Below are 17,119 nucleotides of genomic sequence, written 5' to 3'. Positions count from 1 at the left end.
GTAGATGGTTCATTTCGACAAACTCCGGCTCTCCGGCTTCAAGTCGTTCGTCGATCCGACGGAGCTTGCCATCGAGCCCGGCATGACCGGCATTGTCGGCCCCAACGGCTGCGGCAAGTCCAACCTCGTCGAGGCCCTGAAGTGGGTCATGGGCGAGACCTCGGCCAAGCAGATGCGCGGCAGCGAGATGGAGGACGTGATCTTCGCCGGCACCGGCTCCCGGCCGGCGCGCAACATCGCCGAGGTCACGCTCACCCTCGACAACAAGACCCGCACCGCGCCGGCAATGGTGAACGACGCCGACATGCTCGACATCGTGCGCCGCATCGAGCGCGGCCACGGCTCGGCCTATTCGGTGAACGGCCGCGAGATCCGCGCGCGCGACGTGCAGACGCTGTTCGCCGACGCCGCCACCGGCTCGCGCTCGACGGCGCTGGTCAGCCAGGGCCGCATCGGCGCGCTGATCAACGCCAAGCCGGCCGACCGCCGCAGCATCATCGACGAGGCCGCCGGCATCACCGGCCTCTATGCCCGCCGCCACGAGGCCGAGCTGCGCCTGCGCGCCGCCGAGCAGAACCTCGCCCGCGTGCAGGACGTGCTGGTGGCGCTGGAGGAGCAGCACAAGGGGCTGAAGCGGCAGGCGCGCCAGGCCAGCCGCTACCGCAACCTCAGCGACCATATCCGCCGCGCCGAGGCGGCCGTGCTGGCGCTCAAGCTGGCGGCCGCGGAGCGCGAGCTGGCCGACGCCGGCGAGCGCCTGCGCGAGGCCGAATCGCAGGTCGCCGATCTCACCCGCCTGGTCGGCCTCGCCACCACGGCGCAGGCCGAGGCGGCGACCGCGCTGCCGCCGCTGCGCAACGACGAGGCCGCGGCGGCGGCCGCCCTGCAGCGGCTGCGCGTGGCCCACGATGCGCTGACCGCCGAGGCCGAGCGCGTCGCGCAGGCCCAGCAGGAGGCGCAGACGCGGCTCGGCCAGACCGAGACCGATCTCGGCCGCGAGCATGGCCGCAAGTCCGACGCCGAGACCGCCATCGCCGATCTCGACGGCCAGCGCGCCCGGCTCGAGCAGGAGCAGGTGGGCGAGGACGAGCGCGCCGCCGAGGCCGCCGCCACCCGCGACACCGCCCAGGGCGAGACGAGCACGGCCGAGGCCGAGCACGACCGGCTGACCCGCCAGATCGCCGACGACGAGGCGCTGCGCCAGAGCGTCGGCCGCGAGCTCGCCGAGCTGCGCGAGCGCCTGCGCCGCCTCGACATCCGTCGCGAGGAGATGGTCGGCCAGCAGCGGCAGATCGAGACCGAGCTCACGGGCCTGCCCGAGCTTCCCGAGGTCGAGGCCGAGCTCGAGGCGGCGCGCGCCGCGCTCGAGCAGGCGCGGCTCGACGGCCAGCAGGCGGTTGACGAGGCGCGCGAGGCCGAGCGCTTCGAATCGGACGCCGCCCGCCAGGCGGTGGCCGAGGCCGAGGTCGCCCGCCTCGAGACCGAGCGCCTGCGCGCCGCCGAGCGCCAGGCCGCCCAGGACAGCCATGCCGCGGCCGGCGAGGTGCTGCAGAAGGTCAACGGGCGGCTCACCAAGCTGCGGGCCGAGGAAGCCGGCGTGGCGGCGGCGCTGAAGTCGGCCGCCGATTCGCTGTGGCCGCCGCTGCTCGACGCCATCACCGTCGAGCCGGGCTTCGAGAAGGCGCTGGGCGCGGCGTTCGGCGAGGAGCTGGAAGCCTCGTCCGACCGCGGCGCGCCGGTGCACTGGCTGCCGCTCGGCCCGCTGGCCGACGCGCCGGCCCTGCCGGAAGGCGCGACGCCGCTCGCCAACCACGTCCGGACCCTGCCGGAACTCGAGCGCCGGCTGGCCTTCATCGGCATCGTCGCCGACGACGAGACCGGTGCGGTGCTGCAGGGCGGGCTGATGCCGGGCCAGCAGCTCGTCACGCGCGACGGCGCGGTCTGGCGCTGGGACGGCTACACGATGCGGGCCGGCGCGCCGTCGACGGCGGCGGTGCGGCTCAGCCAGCGCAACCGGCTGGCCGAGATCCGCCAGCAGATCGAAGGCGTCGCGGCCGAGCAGGCCGAGGCGCAGGCGCATGTCGAGGCCGCTGCCGACCTGCTGGCCGCCGCGCGCGAGGCCGAGAAGGCGTCGGTCGAGGAGGCCCGCGCGCACGAGCGCAGCGTCGCCGAGGCGGCCCGCCGCAAGACCCAGGAGGCCGGCGAGGCCACGCGGATGGCCGAGCGCGCCGCCCGCGAGGCGGTCGCCGCCGCCGAGCGTGTCGCCGCCCAGGCGACAGACCGTCACGCCGACGTGGCGCGCCGCACCGACCAGCTGCACACCCGGCTGAGCGGCGTCGAGAAGACGATGGCCGAGGTCCTGACCGACATCGCCGACGTCGAGATGCGCCGCACCTTCCGCGAGGCGCGCCTGTCGGCGATCTCCGACAGCCAGGCCGACCGCGAGACCGCCGCGACGCTGCGGGCCCGCATCGCCGAGCTGCGCGCCGCGCTGGTCGAGGCCGAGGGACGGTGCGACCGCCTCGCCCGCGAGGCGGCGATGCGGCGCGACCGGCTGGCGCAGATCGCGCAGGACCACGAGGGCTGGAGCAAGCGGCTGGCCGATGCCGACGGCCAGATCGTCGAGCTCGACGCGCGGCGCGAGCAGATCGCGGCTTCGCTGGCCGAGCTCGCGGCCCGGCCGGGCGAGATCGAGGCCAAGCGGCTGACGCTGGGCGAGGAGATCGCCAAGGCCGAGCAGAGCCGCCAGGAGGCGGCCGACCGGCTGGCGGTCGGCGAGACGCGCCTCGGCGAGGCCGACAAGGCGTTGAAGCAGGCCGAGACCGAGCTCGCCTCGGCGCGCGAGAGCCGGGTGCGGCGCGAGGGCCAGGTCGAGCAGGCGACGCGCGACCGCGAGGCGGTGGTCGAGCGCATCGTCGAGCGCCTGCGCTGCGAGCCCGACGGCGTGCTGGCGGCGGCGGAGGTGCAGACCCTCGACGAGCTGCCCGAGCTGGAGAAGGCCGAGCATCGGCTGGAGCGGCTGGTGCACGAGCGCGAGACCATGGGCGCGGTCAACCTGCGGGCCGAGGAGGAGGCTGCCGAGCTCGAGCAGCAGATCACCGGCATGACCGCCGAGCGCGACGACCTGGTGGCGGCCATCGGCCGCCTGCGCCAGGGCATCCAGAGCCTGAACCGCGAAGGGCGCGAGCGCTTCGTGGCCGCCTTCGAGCAGGTCAGCGGCCACTTCCAGCAGCTCTTCACCAAGCTGTTCGGCGGCGGCAAGGCCGAGCTGCGGCTGACCGAATCGGAGGATCCGCTGGAGGCCGGGCTCGAGATCCACGCCTCGCCGCCGGGCAAGAAGCTGCAGGTCATGTCGCTGCTGTCGGGCGGCGAGCAGGCGCTGACGGCGATCTCGCTCCTGTTCGCGGTGTTCATGACCAACCCGGCGCCGATCTGCGTGCTGGACGAGGTGGACGCGCCGCTGGACGACCTCAACGTCGAGCGCTTCTGCGGCCTCGTGAAGGAGATCGCCGGCCGTACCGACACGCGCTTCATGGTCATCACCCACCATCGCGTCACCATGGCGCGCATGGACCGGCTGTACGGCGTCACCATGGCCGAGCGCGGCGTGTCGCAGCTCGTGTCGGTCAACCTGATGGAGGCCGACCGCATCGCCGCCTAGGCGGCAGGAATCCCGCGCATCGCGGGGCGACGAGACTACACAAGCAAGAAGACAGATCTTCCTCTCTCGAAAAACTGGGCGCCGGCCAGGCCTGTCGGCGCCCTTCTCTTTGTCCGGCACCGCCTGTAGTGTCGCCGCATGCCCGACACAATGGCTCCCCCCGTCACCGACGTCGTCGAACTGACCGCCGCGCTGGTGCGCTGCGAGAGCGTGACGCCGCGCGAGGCGGGCGCCCTGCAGCATCTCGAGGGCGTGCTCGCGCCGCTCGGCTTCGCCTGCGAGCGCATGGATTTCAGCGAGGCCGGGACCGACGACGTGGCCAACCTCTACGCCCGTATCGGCAGCGGCGGCCCTCACTTCTGCTTCGCCGGCCATTCCGACGTGGTGCCGGTCGGCGACCTGTCGTCGTGGACCATCGGCCCGTTCTCGGCCGAGCTCGCCGGCGGCTACCTGTTCGGGCGCGGCGCCGCCGACATGAAGGGCGCGATCGCCGCCTTCGTCGACGCCGCCGCGCACTTCCTCGCCCGCCGCGGGCGGGCCTTCGGCGGCTCGATCAGCCTGCTGATCACCGGCGACGAGGAAGGGCCCGCGATCAACGGCACGGTCAAGATGCTGGAGCGGCTGGCCGGGCGCGGCGAGACGATCGACGCCTGCGTCGTCGGCGAGCCGACCAGCTCGAAGCGCTTCGGCGACATGATCAAGATCGGCCGGCGCGGCAGCATGAACGTCGACCTGACGGTGCGCGGCGTGCAGGGCCATGTCGCCTATCCCGAGCGGCTCGACAATCCGATCCACCGCCTGTCGGCGCTGATCGCCGCCCTGGTGCGCGAGCCGATCGACGAGGGCTCGACGCACTTCCAGCCGACCTCGCTGCAGTTCACCACCGTCGACGTCGGCAACAAGGCGACCAACATCGCGCCGGGCGTCGTGCGGGCGCGCTTCAACACGCGGTTCAACGATCTCTGGACGTCGCAGACCCTGCTGGCGCACCTGCAGGAGCGGCTGGACCGCGCCAGTGCCGCGCTGGGCGGTCACGGCACGATCGAGCTCTCGGCCCAAGTGTCGGGCGAGTCGTTCTACACGCCGCCCGGGCCGCTCAGCGATCTGGTGGCCGGCGCCATCCGCGACGTCGCCGGCGTCGAGACCGAGCTGTCGACCACCGGCGGGACCTCGGACGCACGCTTCATCCGGCGCTACTGCCCGGTGCTCGAGTGCGGCCTGGTCGGCGAGACCATGCACAAGGTCGACGAGAAGAGCGCGATCGAGGATCTGCGCCTGCTGAGCCGCGTCTACGAGACGATGCTCGACCGCTACTTCGCGGCCTAGGCCGGCCGTGCTGACCGCCGCCGAGATCGCCCGCGGCCTGCAGGGCGCGCTGGGTCTGCTGCAGCGCGATCCCGCGGCGCTGATGCGCTTCGAGAACACGCCGGAAGCCTGCCTGCGCTCGTTCCGGGTGATGGCGCTGACCGCGCCGATCTATGCGCTCTACGTGCTGGTGAGCTACGCCAGCGTCGACGTCGCCGCCGACGCGCTCGACATCGTGATGATCGAGGTGATGCGCTACGTCGTCGAGTGGCTGCTGTTCCCGGTGATCTTCTACGAGGTGGCGCGCCGCCGCGGCTGGCTCGACCGCTACCCGCGCTACATCGGCGCGCTGAACTGGATCAACCTGCCCGGAACGATCATCGCGACCGCCGCCATCTCCTTCGAGGCGGTGATGCCGGCCTCGCTCGCCGTCCTGACCGACATCGCGCTGCGGGCGCTCTTCTTCTACTGGTTCCTGGTGACGACCCGCCTGGCGCTCGGCACCGACTGGCTGATGTCGGCGATGCTGCTCATCGTCAACTGGGTGCCCTCGCTGCTCCTGTCATTCATCGTCGCCCGCTACGTCGGCATCCTCGGCATGGCCGGGGCCTGAGCCGTAGGTCACCGCCATCAGGCAGAGGCCCTGCGGCGGTGCCGTCGGACCGGCCTTCGTTCGGTCGCGGGCGGCCAGCGCCCGGGCGACGTCGTCGAGGCTCCAGCGGCCGCGACCCACGAGCTGCAGCGTGCCGGTGAGGATGCGCACCTGGTTGTGCAGGAAGGAGCGGGCGGCGACGTCGATCTCCAGCCGCTCGCCCTCGCGCGTGACGTCGAGCCGGTCGAGCGTCTTGACCGCCGAGGCGGCCTGGCAGGCGGCCGAGCGGAAGCTGTTGAAGTCGTGGCGGCCCACCAGCAGCGCCGCCGCCTTCTGCATCGCCGCCGTATCGAGCGGCACCGGCACGTGCCAGACGCGGCCGCGGTCGAGCGCCGGCGCGGCGCGGCGGTTCAGGATCGAGTAGCGGTAGCGGCGTCCCGTGGCCGAGAAGCGGGCGTGGAAGTCGGGCGCCGCCGGTGCGGCCTCGACGACCGCGACGGGCAGCGGCTTGAGATGGAAGTTGATGGCCGCCTGCACGGTGTCGACCGGCCGCTCCTCGGCGAGGTCGAGATGCGCGACCTGGCCGCGTGCGTGCACGCCGGTGTCGGTGCGGCCGGCGCCCGTCACCGCCGCGCGTTCGCCGGTGAAGGCGAACACGGCGTCCTCCAGAGCGCCCTGCACCGACGGGCCATTGTCCTGGCGCTGCCAGCCGACGAACGGTCCGCCGTCGTACTCGATCGTGAGCTTGTAGCGCGCCACGGCGGGCGTTCAGGCGGGCAGGGGGACGGCGGCGGGCGGCGGCAGGACCGTGCCGGCGGGCAGGGCGAAGCCGCGCAGGAAGGCGTCGGCCGCCTGCGCCGACTTGCCCGGGCGCTGCAGGCGCAGGAGCTTCAGGCCACCGACGCCGCAGGCCACGACCGGGAAGCCGTCGCGGCCGATGCTGAGCGCGCCCGGCGCACCGGCGGCGAGCGCGAGGCCCGCTTCCAGCACCTTGATGCGCTCGCTGCCCTGCTCGCCCTGGACCTCGAACCAGGTGCCCGGCCAGGGATGGAACGCCCGCACCTTGCGCTCGAGCTCGGCGGCGGGGCGCCGCCAGTCCAGCGCGCCTTCCTCCTTGCCGAGCTTGTGGGCGTAGGTCGCGCCCTCGTCCGGCTGCGGCACCGGCTCGAGGCTGCGCGACACCAGCGCGTCGAGCGTCGACACGATCAGGCGTGCGCCGAGCGCGGCCAGCCGGTCATGGACGGTCTCCGCGGTGTCGGCGGCCGAGATCGGCGTGCGCTCGGCCAGCAGCATGGGCCCGGTGTCGAGCCCCTCGTCCATCTTCATGATCGTGACGCCGGTCTCGACGTCGCCGGCCAGGATGGCGCGATGGATCGGCGCGGCGCCGCGCCAGCGCGGCAGCAGCGAACCGTGGATGTTCAGGCAGCCCAGCACCGGCGCCTCGAGGAAGCTCGGCGGCAGGATGTGACCATAGGAAACGACGACGGCGGCATCGAGGTCGAGCGCGCGGAAGGCGGCGGCCTCGTCCTCGCTGCGCAGGCTGCGCGGCGTGCGCACGGAGAGCCCCAGCGCCAGCGCCGTCTCGTGCACGGGCGTGCGACGCTCCTGCTGGCCGCGGCCGGCGGGGCGCGGCGCGCGCGTGTAGACCGAGGCCACGTCGTGGCCGGCCTCGACCAACGCCTCGAGCGCGGGAACGGCGAAGTCGGAGGTGCCGAGGAAGGCGATCTTCATCGCCGGACCTTATAGGCAGCCACGCGCGGCTGAGCTATAGCATGGTGGGTCCAGCTGCAATCAGCTGGACCCACCATGCCTCCTGCAACACACAGTCCCAGTGCGCGCGAATGCGATGAGATGGAACCGCGTGCGGTTCCATCTCGTCGCATTCCGCTCTAGGTATGCGCCGACAATGGAAGTCCACACCCCCTCGATCGCCGGCAAGGGGCCTGCCGCCAACCTCGCCGCGCTGCGCGCTGCCGGCGAAGTCCATGCCGATCCCGCCCAGGAGCGCGTCGTCCAGCGTCTGCAGGCGGTGTTCGAGCAGCTCGCGCTCGCGGCCGACCGGCCGGCACCGAAGCCCGGACTGCTGGCGCGCCTGGGGCTGGCGTCGGCGCCGAAGGCGCCCGCCGGGCCGCACGGGCTCTACATCTGGGGACCGGTCGGGCGCGGCAAGTCGATGCTGATGGACCTCTTCTTCGAGGACGCGCCGGTCGCGCGTAAGCGGCGCGTGCACTTCCACGAGTTCATGCTCGAGGTCCAGGAGCGCCTGCACCGCCGGCGCGAGGAGCTGGCCGCCAAGGGCGCGCCGCCCGAGGCCGACACGATCGTGCCGATCGGGCGCGAGATCGCCGCCGAGACCCGGCTGCTCTGCTTCGACGAATTCCAGGTCACCAACATCGCCGACGCGATGATCCTGGCCCGCCTGTTCGAGACCCTGTTCGACCAGGGTGTGACGGTGATCGCCACCTCCAACCGGCGGCCGGACGATCTCTACAAGGACGGGCTGCAGCGCGAGCGCTTCGTGCCGTTCATCGATCTGGTGAAGGAGCGGCTCGAGGTGCTGGAGCTGGGCGGCGACCACGACTACCGCCTCGGCCGGCTGCGCAACTTCGACGTCTACCTGACGCCGCTCGGCGCGTGGGCGACGGCCAAGCTCGACGAGGCATTCCGCTCGCTGAGCGGCGGCGCCGACGGCGCACCTCGCGTGCTGCGCACGCAGGGCCGCAACGTCGAGATTCCGCGCGCCGCGCCGGGCGTGGCGATGGCGCATTTCATGGACTGGTGCGCCAAGCCGATGGGCGCCGCCGACTTCCTGTGCATCGCCGACCACTTTCACAGCGTCATCGTCGCCGACATTCCGCGGATGGGACCGGACAGCCACGACAAGGCGGTACGCTTCGTGACCATGATCGACACGTTCTACGAGAAGAAGGTGAAGTTCATCTGCTCGGCGGCGACGGCGCCCACCGGCCTCTACGTCTCGGGCGACGGTTCGTTCGAGTTCGAGCGCACGGTCTCGCGTCTCATGGAGATGCAGAGTCCCGAATATCTCGCCCTGGAGCACATCGCCTAATTGTGATTACGGGCGATCCGCCGGTCCGTCCTAGGCTCGCCGCCATACCATCGAATGGAGGCAGCATGGACGGCGATCGCACGATCTCTCTTTCGGGACAGAGCGTCATGGACCGGGGCCTGTCGCGCCGTACCGCGCTGGCGGGAACCGCACTCGGCGCCAGCTTCGCCCTGTCGGTCCAGCCGGTCAGCGCGCAGACCATTATCGTCACGCCGGCCGACGGCCTCACCGCCGGCGAGGTCGTGGTCAAGACCAAGGACGGCAAGGACATGGCCGCCTATCGCGCCATGCCGGCCAGCGGCCAGGGCTTCGGCACGATCCTGGTCGTGCAGGAGATCTTCGGCGTGCATGCCCATATCGCCGACGTCTGCCGGCGCTTCGCCAAGGCGGGCTATTGCGCCATCGCGCCCGAGCTCTATTTCCGCCAGGGCGACGCCAAGACCTATACCGAGATCCCCAAGCTGCTGAGCGAGGTCGTCTCCAAGGTGCCCGACGAGCAGGTCATGGGCGACCTCGATTCGACCGTCGCCTTCGTGAAGGGCGAGGGCAAGGCCGACACCGCCAAGCTCGGCATCACCGGCTTCTGCTGGGGCGGCCGCATCGTGTGGCTGTACGACGCGCACAATCCGGCGGTGAAGGCGGGGGTCGCCTGGTACGGCCGCGTCGTCGGCCAGTCGACGCCGCTCACGCCCAAGCACCCCATCGACATCGTGAAGGAACTGCACGGTCCGGTGCTCGGCCTCTATGGCGGCGCCGACAGCGGCATTCCCAACGACTCGGTCGACAAGATGCGCGAGGCGCTGAAGGCCTCGGGCAACGCCGCGGCGATGAAGTCGGAGATCATCACCTATCCCGACACGCCGCACGCCTTCAACGCCGACTACCGCCCGTCCTTCCGCAAGGAACCGGCCGAGGACGGCTGGAAGCGGGCGCTGGCCTGGTTCAAGGCCAATGGCGTAGGCTGACCGCCGGAATGGCGGACAGCATCAGCCTCACGACCCGGCAGGGACTCGTCTTCACGGCCGACGTGGCGGGTCCCGCCGACGGTGCGCTGGTGCTGCTGCTGCACGGCTTTCCCGAATCCCGCCATACGTGGCGGGCGGCGCTGCCGGCTCTCGCCGCCGCGGGCTATCGCGCGGTGGCGCCCGACCAGCGCGGCTACTCGCCGGGCGCCCGGCCCGATCCCGCCGACCTGTCGAACTACGCGTTCGAGAAGCTCGTCGCCGATGCGATCGACATCGTCGAGGCCGCGGGCCGTGGCGGCCGGCGCTTCCATCTCGTCGGCCACGACTGGGGCGGTCAGGTCGCCTGGGGCGTGGCGGGGGCGCATCCCGAGCGCCTCGCCTCGCTCACGATCCTGTCGCGGCCCCATCCGAAATCGTTCCGCCGTGCGCTGGAGAAGCCGGATGGCGACCAGAAGCATCGCTCGCGCCATCACCGCGCCTTCCTCGATGCCGGAACCGGCGGCCTGCTGCTGCAGGACGATGCGCGCCGGCTGCGCGAGGGCATGTTCGGCCAGGGCGTGCCGCCGGAGGCGATGGCCGAGCATCTCACGGTGCTGGGCAATCCGGCGGCGATCGAGGCTGCGCTCGCCTGGTATCGCGCCAATGTCGGGCTGGCCGCCGATATCGGCACCATAGACGTGCCGACCCTCTACATCTGGGGCGATGCCGATGCCACGGTCGGCCCCGATGCCGCCCGGGGCACGGCCGAGTTCGTCGGCGGCTCCTATGCGTTCGAGGTGCTGCCCGGCGTCGGCCACTTCGTCATGGACCAGGCATCGCAACGGGCGACCGACCTGATGCTGGCGCATCTCGGCCGGCATCCCGTCTGAGGGGGATGGAGCCAGAGTCCCGCCCGTAACCCCGACACGGGGGCGGGAGGACCAATGAAGCAGATCTGGATCGGCGCCTGCCTGGCGCTGCTCGCCGGCCCGGCCTGGGCGCACGGCGACCATGGAACCGGCCAGCCGCAGGGCGTCGAGCGCCAGGACTCCTGGTGGCTCGACCTCGTGCCGCGCGCCGCCGCCGCGCAGCGGATGGAGATCGACGAGCGGCAGGGCGTTCGCTTCATCCGCGCCGACGGCCTGCCGAACCACGCCACCGGCGCCTTTCCCAACCGCGACAATCCCAATCGCATCTCGGCCCAGAGCTATTCGTTCCGCGTGCCGCTGAAGCCGGTGATGACCGGCCATGCCACCTACTACCGGCCCAATCACCTGTTCGGCGTCGCCGTCAACGGCGTGGTGTTCGATCCCAACACCGCCGAGTACTGGAACAACGACCGGCGTGCGGGCTGGATGATGGAGGCGCTGTCGGGCGCGCGGCCGCTCGGCATCGACCGCAACAATGCCCATGTCCAGCCCGACGGTTCCTACCACTATCACGGCGTGCCGACCGGCCTGGTCGAGAGCCTGGGTGGCGGTGGGCGCCCCGTGCTGGTCGGCTGGGCGGCCGACGGCTTCGCGATCTACGTCGACCCCGCGGCGCGCCCGGGCTGGCGACTGAAGCCGGTGCGCGATCCCGGCGGTCCCGGCGGGCGGCCCGACGGCACCTACGCGCGCGACTACGCCTATGTGCGCGGCGCCGGCAATCTCGACGAGTGCAATGGCCGCGAGGGGGTCACCGCGGAGTTTCCCGAGGGCGCCTACTACTATGTCGTCACCGCGCAATTCCCGTACGTGCCGCGCTGTTTCATGGGTGTCGCCGACACGAGCTTCCTGAAGCGCGGCGGCCCGCCGCCCGGCGGTGCGATGGGTGGTCCGATGAGGGGTCCCGGCGGACGCCAGCCGCCGCCGCCGCGCTGATCGCGGTGTTCTTGCCGCTCCCGGCGAATCGCGCTACCACGCGCCGCCTTCAAGAAATCGGGAGTGTGGCATGGCTCGCAAGAAGATCGCGCTGATCGGCGCCGGACAGATTGGTGGCACCCTCGCGCTGCTCGCGGGCCAGAAGGAACTGGGCGACGTCATCCTGTTCGACATCCCCGATCTCGAGGGCGTCGCCAAGGGCAAGGCGCTCGACATCGCCCAGCTCAGCCCGGTCGAGGGATTCGATGCCAAGTACAGCGGCACCTCGGACTACAAGGACATCGAGGGCGCCGACGTCGTGATCGTCACCGCCGGCGTGCCGCGCAAGCCCGGCATGAGCCGCGACGACTTGGTCGGCATCAACGCCAAGATCATCGATTCGGTCGGCAAGGGCATCAAGCAGCACGCGCCCAACGCCTTCGTCATCGTCATCACCAACCCGCTCGACGCCATGGTCGGCCTGATGCAGGAAGTCACCGGCTTCCCGGCCAAGAAGGTCGTCGGCATGGCCGGCGTGCTCGACAGCGCCCGCTTCCGCCTGTTCCTCGCCGAGGAATTCAACGTCTCGGTCGACGACGTGACCGCCTTCGTGCTGGGCGGCCACGGCGACACGATGGTGCCGCTGCTGCGCTACTCGACGGTCGGCGGCATTTCGCTGCACGACCTGGTCGACATGGGCTGGACCACCAAGGAGCGGCTCGAGAAGATCGTGCAGCGCACCCGCGACGGCGGCGCCGAGATCGTGGCTCTGCTGAAGACCGGCTCGGCCTTCTACGCCCCGGCGGCCTCGGCGATCGCCATGGCCGAGTCCTATCTCAAGGACAAGAAGCGCATGATCCCCTGCGCCGCCATGCTGAACGGCGAGTACGGCGTGAAGGGCCTGTACATCGGCGTCCCGGTGGTGATCGGCAAGGAGGGCGTCGAGCGCATCGTCGAGGTCGAGTTCAACGACGAGGAGAAGGCGATGTTCGACAAGTCCGTCGCCGCCGTGAAGTCGCTCATCGACGCCACCAACAAGATCGTCGGCCGCGCCTGATCTGCACGCTGCGCGCGACTTTGGTCGCACGTCTTGGAAGGTTCATGCCTCCTTCATTGCCAAGGGCTTGCGTCACCCATAAAGTGGCGCAAGCCTTAGTCGGTTTTGATAGAAAACTGACTATTGGCGCAGGCCTTGCACACAAATCCCGACGAAGGATTCCATGAACATCCACGAATACCAGGCCAAGGCCCTGCTGGCCAAGTTCGCGGTCCCGCTGCTCAAGGGCGGAGTCGCCTATACCAAGGACGAGGCGATGGACGTCGCGCGCAAGCTCGGCGGGCCGGTCACGGTGGTGAAGGCGCAGATCCATGCCGGCGGCCGCGGCAAGGGCCATTTCAAGGACGCTCCCGACGGCAAGGGCGGGGTGCGGATCGCCAAGTCGGCGGACGAGGTCGGCCAGCATGCCGGGGCGATGCTGGGGCATGACCTTGTGACCAAGCAGACCGGTCCTGCCGGCAAGACGGTCAAGCGGCTCTATGTCGAGGATGGCTGCGACATCAAGCGGGAGCTCTATCTCTCGATGCTGGTCGACCGCGCCGTCGGGCGCATCGCCATCGTCGCCTCGACCGAGGGCGGCATGGACATCGAGACGGTCGCTCACGAGTCGCCGGAGAAGATCGTCCACCAGTCGATCGATCCTGCCGCCGGCTTTCAGGCCTACCAGGGCCGGCGGATCGCCTTCGCGCTCGGCCTTTCCGGCAAGCAGGTCGGGGCGATGGTCGGGCTGCTGGGCGGGCTCTACAAGGCCTTCACCGAGCTCGACGCCTCGCTGATCGAGATCAACCCGCTGGTCGTCACCGGCGCGGGCGACGTCGTCGCCCTCGATGCCAAGATGAACTTCGACGACAACGCGCTCTACCGGCACAAGGAGCTGGAGGACCTGCGCGACGTCGACGAGGAGGATCCGGCCGAGACCGAGGCGGCCAAGTACGCGCTGAACTACGTCAAGCTCGACGGCCAGATCGGCTGCATGGTGAACGGCGCGGGCCTCGCCATGGCCACGATGGACATCATCAAGCTCTACGGCGCCTCGCCGGCCAACTTCCTCGACGTCGGCGGCGGCGCCACCAAGGAGCGGGTCACGGCGGCCTTCAAGATCATCCTGAAGGACCCCAACGTCGAAGGCATCCTGGTCAACATCTTCGGCGGCATCATGCGCTGCGACGTCATCGCCGAGGGCGTCGTCGCGGCCGCCCGCGAGGTCAATCTCCACGTGCCCCTGGTGGTGCGGCTGGAAGGCACCAACGTCGAGCTCGGCAAGAAGATCCTGAAGGAATCGGGCCTCAAGATCACGTCCGCGGAAAACCTGGCCGACGCCGCCGAGAAGATCGTCAAGGCCGTCAAGGAGGCGAACTGATGGCCGTCCTGGTCGACAAGAACACCAAGGTCATCTGCCAGGGCTTCACCGGCTCGCAGGGCACGTTCCATTCCGAGCAGGCGATCGCCTACGGCACCAAGATGGTGGGCGGCGTGACGCCGGGGAAGGGCGGCACCACCCATCTCGACCTGCCGGTGTTCGATACCGTGGCCGAGGCCGTCGCCAGGACGGGCGCCAACGCCACCGTCATCTACGTGCCCGCGCCCTACGCGGCCGATTCGATCCTCGAGGCGGTCGACGCGGAGATCCCGCTGGTCGTCTGCATCACCGAGGGCATCCCGGTGAACGACATGGTCGAGGTCAAGCGCGTGCTGGGCGGATCGAAGTCGCGCCTGATCGGACCCAACTGCCCGGGCGTCATCACCCCCGACGAGTGCAAGATCGGCATCATGCCGGGCCACATCCACAAGCGCGGCAAGATCGGCATCGTCTCGCGCTCGGGCACGCTCACCTACGAAGCGGTGGCGCAGACCACGGCGGCCGGACTCGGCCAGACGACCTGCATCGGCATCGGCGGCGATCCGGTGAACGGCACCAACTTCGTCGAATGCCTCGAGATGTTCATGGCCGACCCGGAGACCCAGGGCATCGTCATGATCGGCGAGATCGGTGGCGACGCCGAGGTCAAGGGCGCCGAGTACATCAAGTCGTGCAAGGGCAAGAAGCCCGTGGTCGGCTTCATCGCCGGCCGCACCGCCCCGCCGGGCCGCCGCATGGGCCATGCCGGCGCCGTCATATCGGGCGGCAACGACACGGCCGAGTTCAAGGTCGAGGCCATGCGCTCGGCGGGCATCAGGGTGGCGGATTCGCCGGCCGCGCTGGGCGACGAAATGCTTAAGGCGATGAAGGGCTGACCCATATTCACCCTCCTGTTCCTCTCCCCCTGGCGGGGGAGAGGAGCAAAAAAGAAGGAGGGCCAGAGGAGAAAGCCAATGAGAGCAGAGCAGACTTCGTTCCTGTTCGGCGCCAATGCGCCTTTCATCGAGGAGCTGTACGGCCGCTGGCTGGATGACGCCAACGCCGTCGACGCCGAATGGCGGACCTTCTTCGAGGCGCTGGCCGAGCGCCAGGACGACGTCGAGGCGGAGATCCGCGGCGCCTCGTGGGCGCCCAACGGGGCGCGCGTGATCGGCGCGGTCGATCCCGAGAGCCTCCCTGCACCCGCCAACCGTAACGTCAGGGCCAACGGCGCCGCCGCGCCGACTGCGCTGGCCGGCAAGACCGAGGAGGAGATCAAGGCGGCCGCCCAGGACACGGCGCGGGCGCTGATGCTCATCCGCGCCTACCGGATCCGCGGCCACCTCGAAGCCGACCTCGATCCGCTGGGCCTGGTGCGCCACCCGCCGCACCGCGAGCTCGATCCCGCGACCTACGGATTCGGCGAGGGCGACTGGGACCGACCGATCCTGATCTTCGGCTCGCTGGCGCTCGGCGAGCAGGCGACGCTGCGCCAGATCATGGACCGGCTGCGCAAGACCTACTGCGGCAAGATCGGCGTCGAGTTCATGCACATCTCCGATCCCGACCAGAAGGCGTGGATCCAGGAGCGCATCGAGCATATCGAGAACCGCACCGAGTTCACCGTCGAGGGCCGCCGCACGATCCTCGAGCGCGTGGTCGAGGCCGAGGGGCTCGAGCGCTATCTCGGCGTCAAGTTCGTCGGCACCAAGCGGTTCGGCCTCGACGGCGGCGAATCGCTGATCCCGGCGATCGAGCAGATCCTGAAGCGTGGGGGCCAGCTCGGCATCCGCGACGTCGTGATCGGCATGCCCCATCGCGGCCGCCTGAACACGCTCGTGCACGTCCTGCACAAGAGCTACACGGCGCTGTTCTCGGAGTTCCAGGGCCGCCCGTCGCTGCCCGAGGAAATGCGCGGTTCGGGCGACGTGAAGTACCATCTCGGCGCCTCGGCCGATCGCGACTTCGACGGTGCCACGATCCACGTCTCGCTGGCGCCCAATCCCTCGCATCTCGAGGCGGTCGACCCGGTCGTGCTGGGCAAGGCGCGGGCCAAGCAGGACCAGCGCGGCGATACCGAGCGCAGCCAGGTCATGGCCATCCTGATGCACGGCGACGCGGCCTTCGCCGGCCAGGGGCTGGTGGCCGAGAGCCTCGACCTCAGCGATCTCGGCGGCTACCGCATCGGCGGCACCATCCACTTCATCGTCAACAACCAGATCGGCTTCACCACCCTGCCGACCTATTCGCGCTCGGGACCCTACTGCACCGAGGTCGCCAAGATCGTGCAGGCGCCGATCCTGCACGTGAACGGCGACGATCCCGAGGCGGTGGTCCACGTCGCGCGCATCGCGACCGAATACCGCCAGCACTTCAAGCGCGACATCGTCATCGACATGTTCTGCTACCGCCGGCACGGGCACAACGAGTCGGACGAGCCGATGTTCACCCAGCCGCTGATGTACAAGCAGATCGGTGGGCACAAGTCGGTCAAGGACGTCTACGCCGCGCGGCTGGAGGCCGAGGGCGTGGTCACGGCCGAGGACGTGGCGGGGCTCGACGGCGCGCTGCGCGAAAAGCTCGACAAGGCGCTCGAGGCGGCCGGTCAGTACAAGCCCAACAAGGCGGACTGGCTGGAGGGACGCTGGGCGGGCCTCACGGTCGCGCCGGGCGAGGAAGACCGCAAGGGCAGCACGGCGGTCGACCTCGACCAGCTGCGCGCGGTCGGCCACGCGCTCTGCGACACGCCGAAGTCGTTCGAGCTCAACCGCAAGATCGCGCGGCAGCTCCAGGAGAAGCGCAAGACCATCGACACCGGCGAGAACATCGACTGGGCGACCGGCGAGGCGCTGGCTTGGGGCACGCTGCTGGCCGAGGGCACGCCGGTCCGGCTGAGCGGCCAGGATTCGGGCCGCGGCACCTTCTCGCAACGCCATTCCGTCCTGGTCGACCAGACCAGCGAGGCGAAGTACGTGCCGCTCAACCACGTGGCCGAAGGCCAGGCACACTTCGAGGTGATCGACAGTCCCCTGAACGAGGCCGGCGTGCTCGGCTTCGAGTACGGCTACTCCTCGGCAGAACCGAATGCGCTCGTCATGTGGGAGGCGCAGTTCGGCGATTTCGCCAACGGCGCGCAGGTGATCATCGACCAGTTCATCTGCTCGGGCGAGAGCAAGTGGCTGCGCATGAACGGCCTGGTGATGCTGTTGCCGCACGGCTACGAGGGGCAGGGGCCCGAGCACAGCTCGGCCCGCCTCGAGCGCTACCTGCAGCTCTCCGCCGAGGACAACTGGCAGGTGATCGTGCCGAC

At 70.4% G+C, this 17,119-nt stretch carries 13 protein-coding genes; 11 read left to right on the top strand and 2 right to left on the bottom strand.

Annotation, left to right across the window (positions count from 1 at the left end):
• Window positions 1-4: 4 nt before the first annotated feature.
• The 3 genes from ACO073_RS00470 (at window position 5) to ACO073_RS00460 (ending at window position 5,579) form a co-directional block, all read left to right on the top strand.
• The gene (locus tag ACO073_RS00470) at window positions 5-3,661 is read left to right on the top strand and encodes an AAA family ATPase (protein WP_421994151.1); all 3,657 of its coding nucleotides are present in this window, start codon (window positions 5-7) and stop codon (window positions 3,659-3,661) included.
• Window positions 3,662-3,799: 138 nt separating this feature from the next.
• The gene (gene dapE, locus ACO073_RS00465; protein ID WP_421994149.1) at window positions 3,800-4,987 is read left to right on the top strand and encodes a succinyl-diaminopimelate desuccinylase; all 1,188 of its coding nucleotides are present in this window, start codon (window positions 3,800-3,802) and stop codon (window positions 4,985-4,987) included.
• Window positions 4,988-4,994: 7 nt separating this feature from the next.
• A complete protein-coding gene (locus ACO073_RS00460; protein ID WP_421994147.1) occupies window positions 4,995-5,579 on the top strand; it encodes a hypothetical protein in 585 nt (194 codons plus the stop codon).
• Here ACO073_RS00460 and truA read toward each other — a convergent pair.
• On the bottom strand, window positions 5,529-6,317 hold the full coding sequence (truA, locus tag ACO073_RS00455; protein WP_421994145.1) for a tRNA pseudouridine(38-40) synthase TruA: 789 nt from the start codon (window positions 6,315-6,317) through the stop codon (window positions 5,529-5,531). The genes ACO073_RS00460 and truA overlap by 51 nt on opposite strands.
• A 9-nt stretch (window positions 6,318-6,326) precedes the next feature.
• Window positions 6,327-7,289 (bottom strand): methionyl-tRNA formyltransferase, encoded by a 963-nt coding sequence (fmt, locus tag ACO073_RS00450; RefSeq protein ID WP_421994143.1) that lies wholly within the window; start codon window positions 7,287-7,289, stop codon window positions 6,327-6,329.
• 175 nt (window positions 7,290-7,464) lie between these two features.
• Between fmt and zapE the strand changes: the two genes are divergently transcribed.
• The 8 genes from zapE to ACO073_RS00410 form a co-directional block, all read left to right on the top strand.
• Window positions 7,465-8,628 carry a cell division protein ZapE gene (gene zapE, locus ACO073_RS00445; RefSeq protein WP_421994141.1) on the top strand — a complete coding sequence of 388 codons (1,164 nt, stop codon included), beginning with the start codon at window positions 7,465-7,467 and terminating at the stop codon, window positions 8,626-8,628.
• Between the two features lie 65 nt (window positions 8,629-8,693).
• On the top strand, window positions 8,694-9,593 hold the full coding sequence (locus tag ACO073_RS00440) for a dienelactone hydrolase family protein (RefSeq protein ID WP_421994139.1): 900 nt from the start codon (window positions 8,694-8,696) through the stop codon (window positions 9,591-9,593).
• 8 nt (window positions 9,594-9,601) lie between these two features.
• The gene (locus ACO073_RS00435) at window positions 9,602-10,462 is read left to right on the top strand and encodes an alpha/beta fold hydrolase (RefSeq protein WP_421994137.1); all 861 of its coding nucleotides are present in this window, start codon (window positions 9,602-9,604) and stop codon (window positions 10,460-10,462) included.
• Between the two features lie 54 nt (window positions 10,463-10,516).
• A complete protein-coding gene (locus ACO073_RS00430) occupies window positions 10,517-11,434 on the top strand; it encodes a YHYH protein (RefSeq protein ID WP_421994135.1) in 918 nt (305 codons plus the stop codon).
• A 70-nt stretch (window positions 11,435-11,504) separates the two neighbouring features.
• Window positions 11,505-12,470, top strand: a complete 966-nt coding sequence (gene mdh, locus ACO073_RS00425; RefSeq protein ID WP_421994133.1) for a malate dehydrogenase — start codon at window positions 11,505-11,507, stop codon at window positions 12,468-12,470.
• A gap of 163 nt (window positions 12,471-12,633) precedes the next feature.
• Complete coding sequence (sucC, locus tag ACO073_RS00420) at window positions 12,634-13,830, top strand: ADP-forming succinate--CoA ligase subunit beta (protein WP_421994131.1); 1,197 nt, start codon at window positions 12,634-12,636, stop codon at window positions 13,828-13,830.
• Window positions 13,830-14,705: a succinate--CoA ligase subunit alpha gene (gene sucD / locus ACO073_RS00415; protein ID WP_421994129.1), complete on the top strand. Its 876-nt coding sequence runs from the start codon at window positions 13,830-13,832 to the stop codon at window positions 14,703-14,705. The genes sucC and sucD overlap by 1 nt, the downstream gene beginning before the upstream one ends.
• 78 nt (window positions 14,706-14,783) lie before the next feature.
• Window positions 14,784-17,119, top strand: a 2,336-nt coding sequence (locus tag ACO073_RS00410) for a 2-oxoglutarate dehydrogenase E1 component (RefSeq protein WP_421994127.1), incomplete at its 3' end; no start/stop codon positions are given.

This window comes from Reyranella sp., from assembly GCF_965229815.1.
In the GTDB taxonomy this organism is placed as follows: Bacteria; Pseudomonadota; Alphaproteobacteria; order Reyranellales; family Reyranellaceae; genus Reyranella.
The sequence above is the reverse complement of the archived record's forward strand: the minus strand, read 5'-3'. Positions and strand labels throughout refer to the sequence as shown.

Bases quoted from the DNA above. Each gene is read 5' to 3' on its own strand.
- fmt (WP_421994143.1), bottom strand. From the start codon at position 7,289: ATGAAGATCGCCTTCCTCGGCACCTCCGACTTCGCCGTTCCCGCGCTC.
- ACO073_RS00430 (WP_421994135.1), top strand. From the start codon at position 10,517: ATGAAGCAGATCTGGATCGGCGCCTGCCTGGCGCTGCTCGCCGGCCCG.
- ACO073_RS00470 (WP_421994151.1), top strand. From the start codon at position 5: ATGGTTCATTTCGACAAACTCCGGCTCTCCGGCTTCAAGTCGTTCGTC.
- sucC (WP_421994131.1), top strand. From the start codon at position 12,634: ATGAACATCCACGAATACCAGGCCAAGGCCCTGCTGGCCAAGTTCGCG.
- ACO073_RS00440 (WP_421994139.1), top strand. From the start codon at position 8,694: ATGGACGGCGATCGCACGATCTCTCTTTCGGGACAGAGCGTCATGGAC.
- sucD (WP_421994129.1), top strand. From the start codon at position 13,830: ATGGCCGTCCTGGTCGACAAGAACACCAAGGTCATCTGCCAGGGCTTC.
- zapE (WP_421994141.1), top strand. From the start codon at position 7,465: ATGGAAGTCCACACCCCCTCGATCGCCGGCAAGGGGCCTGCCGCCAAC.
- mdh (WP_421994133.1), top strand. From the start codon at position 11,505: ATGGCTCGCAAGAAGATCGCGCTGATCGGCGCCGGACAGATTGGTGGC.
- dapE (WP_421994149.1), top strand. From the start codon at position 3,800: ATGCCCGACACAATGGCTCCCCCCGTCACCGACGTCGTCGAACTGACC.
- ACO073_RS00435 (WP_421994137.1), top strand. From the start codon at position 9,602: ATGGCGGACAGCATCAGCCTCACGACCCGGCAGGGACTCGTCTTCACG.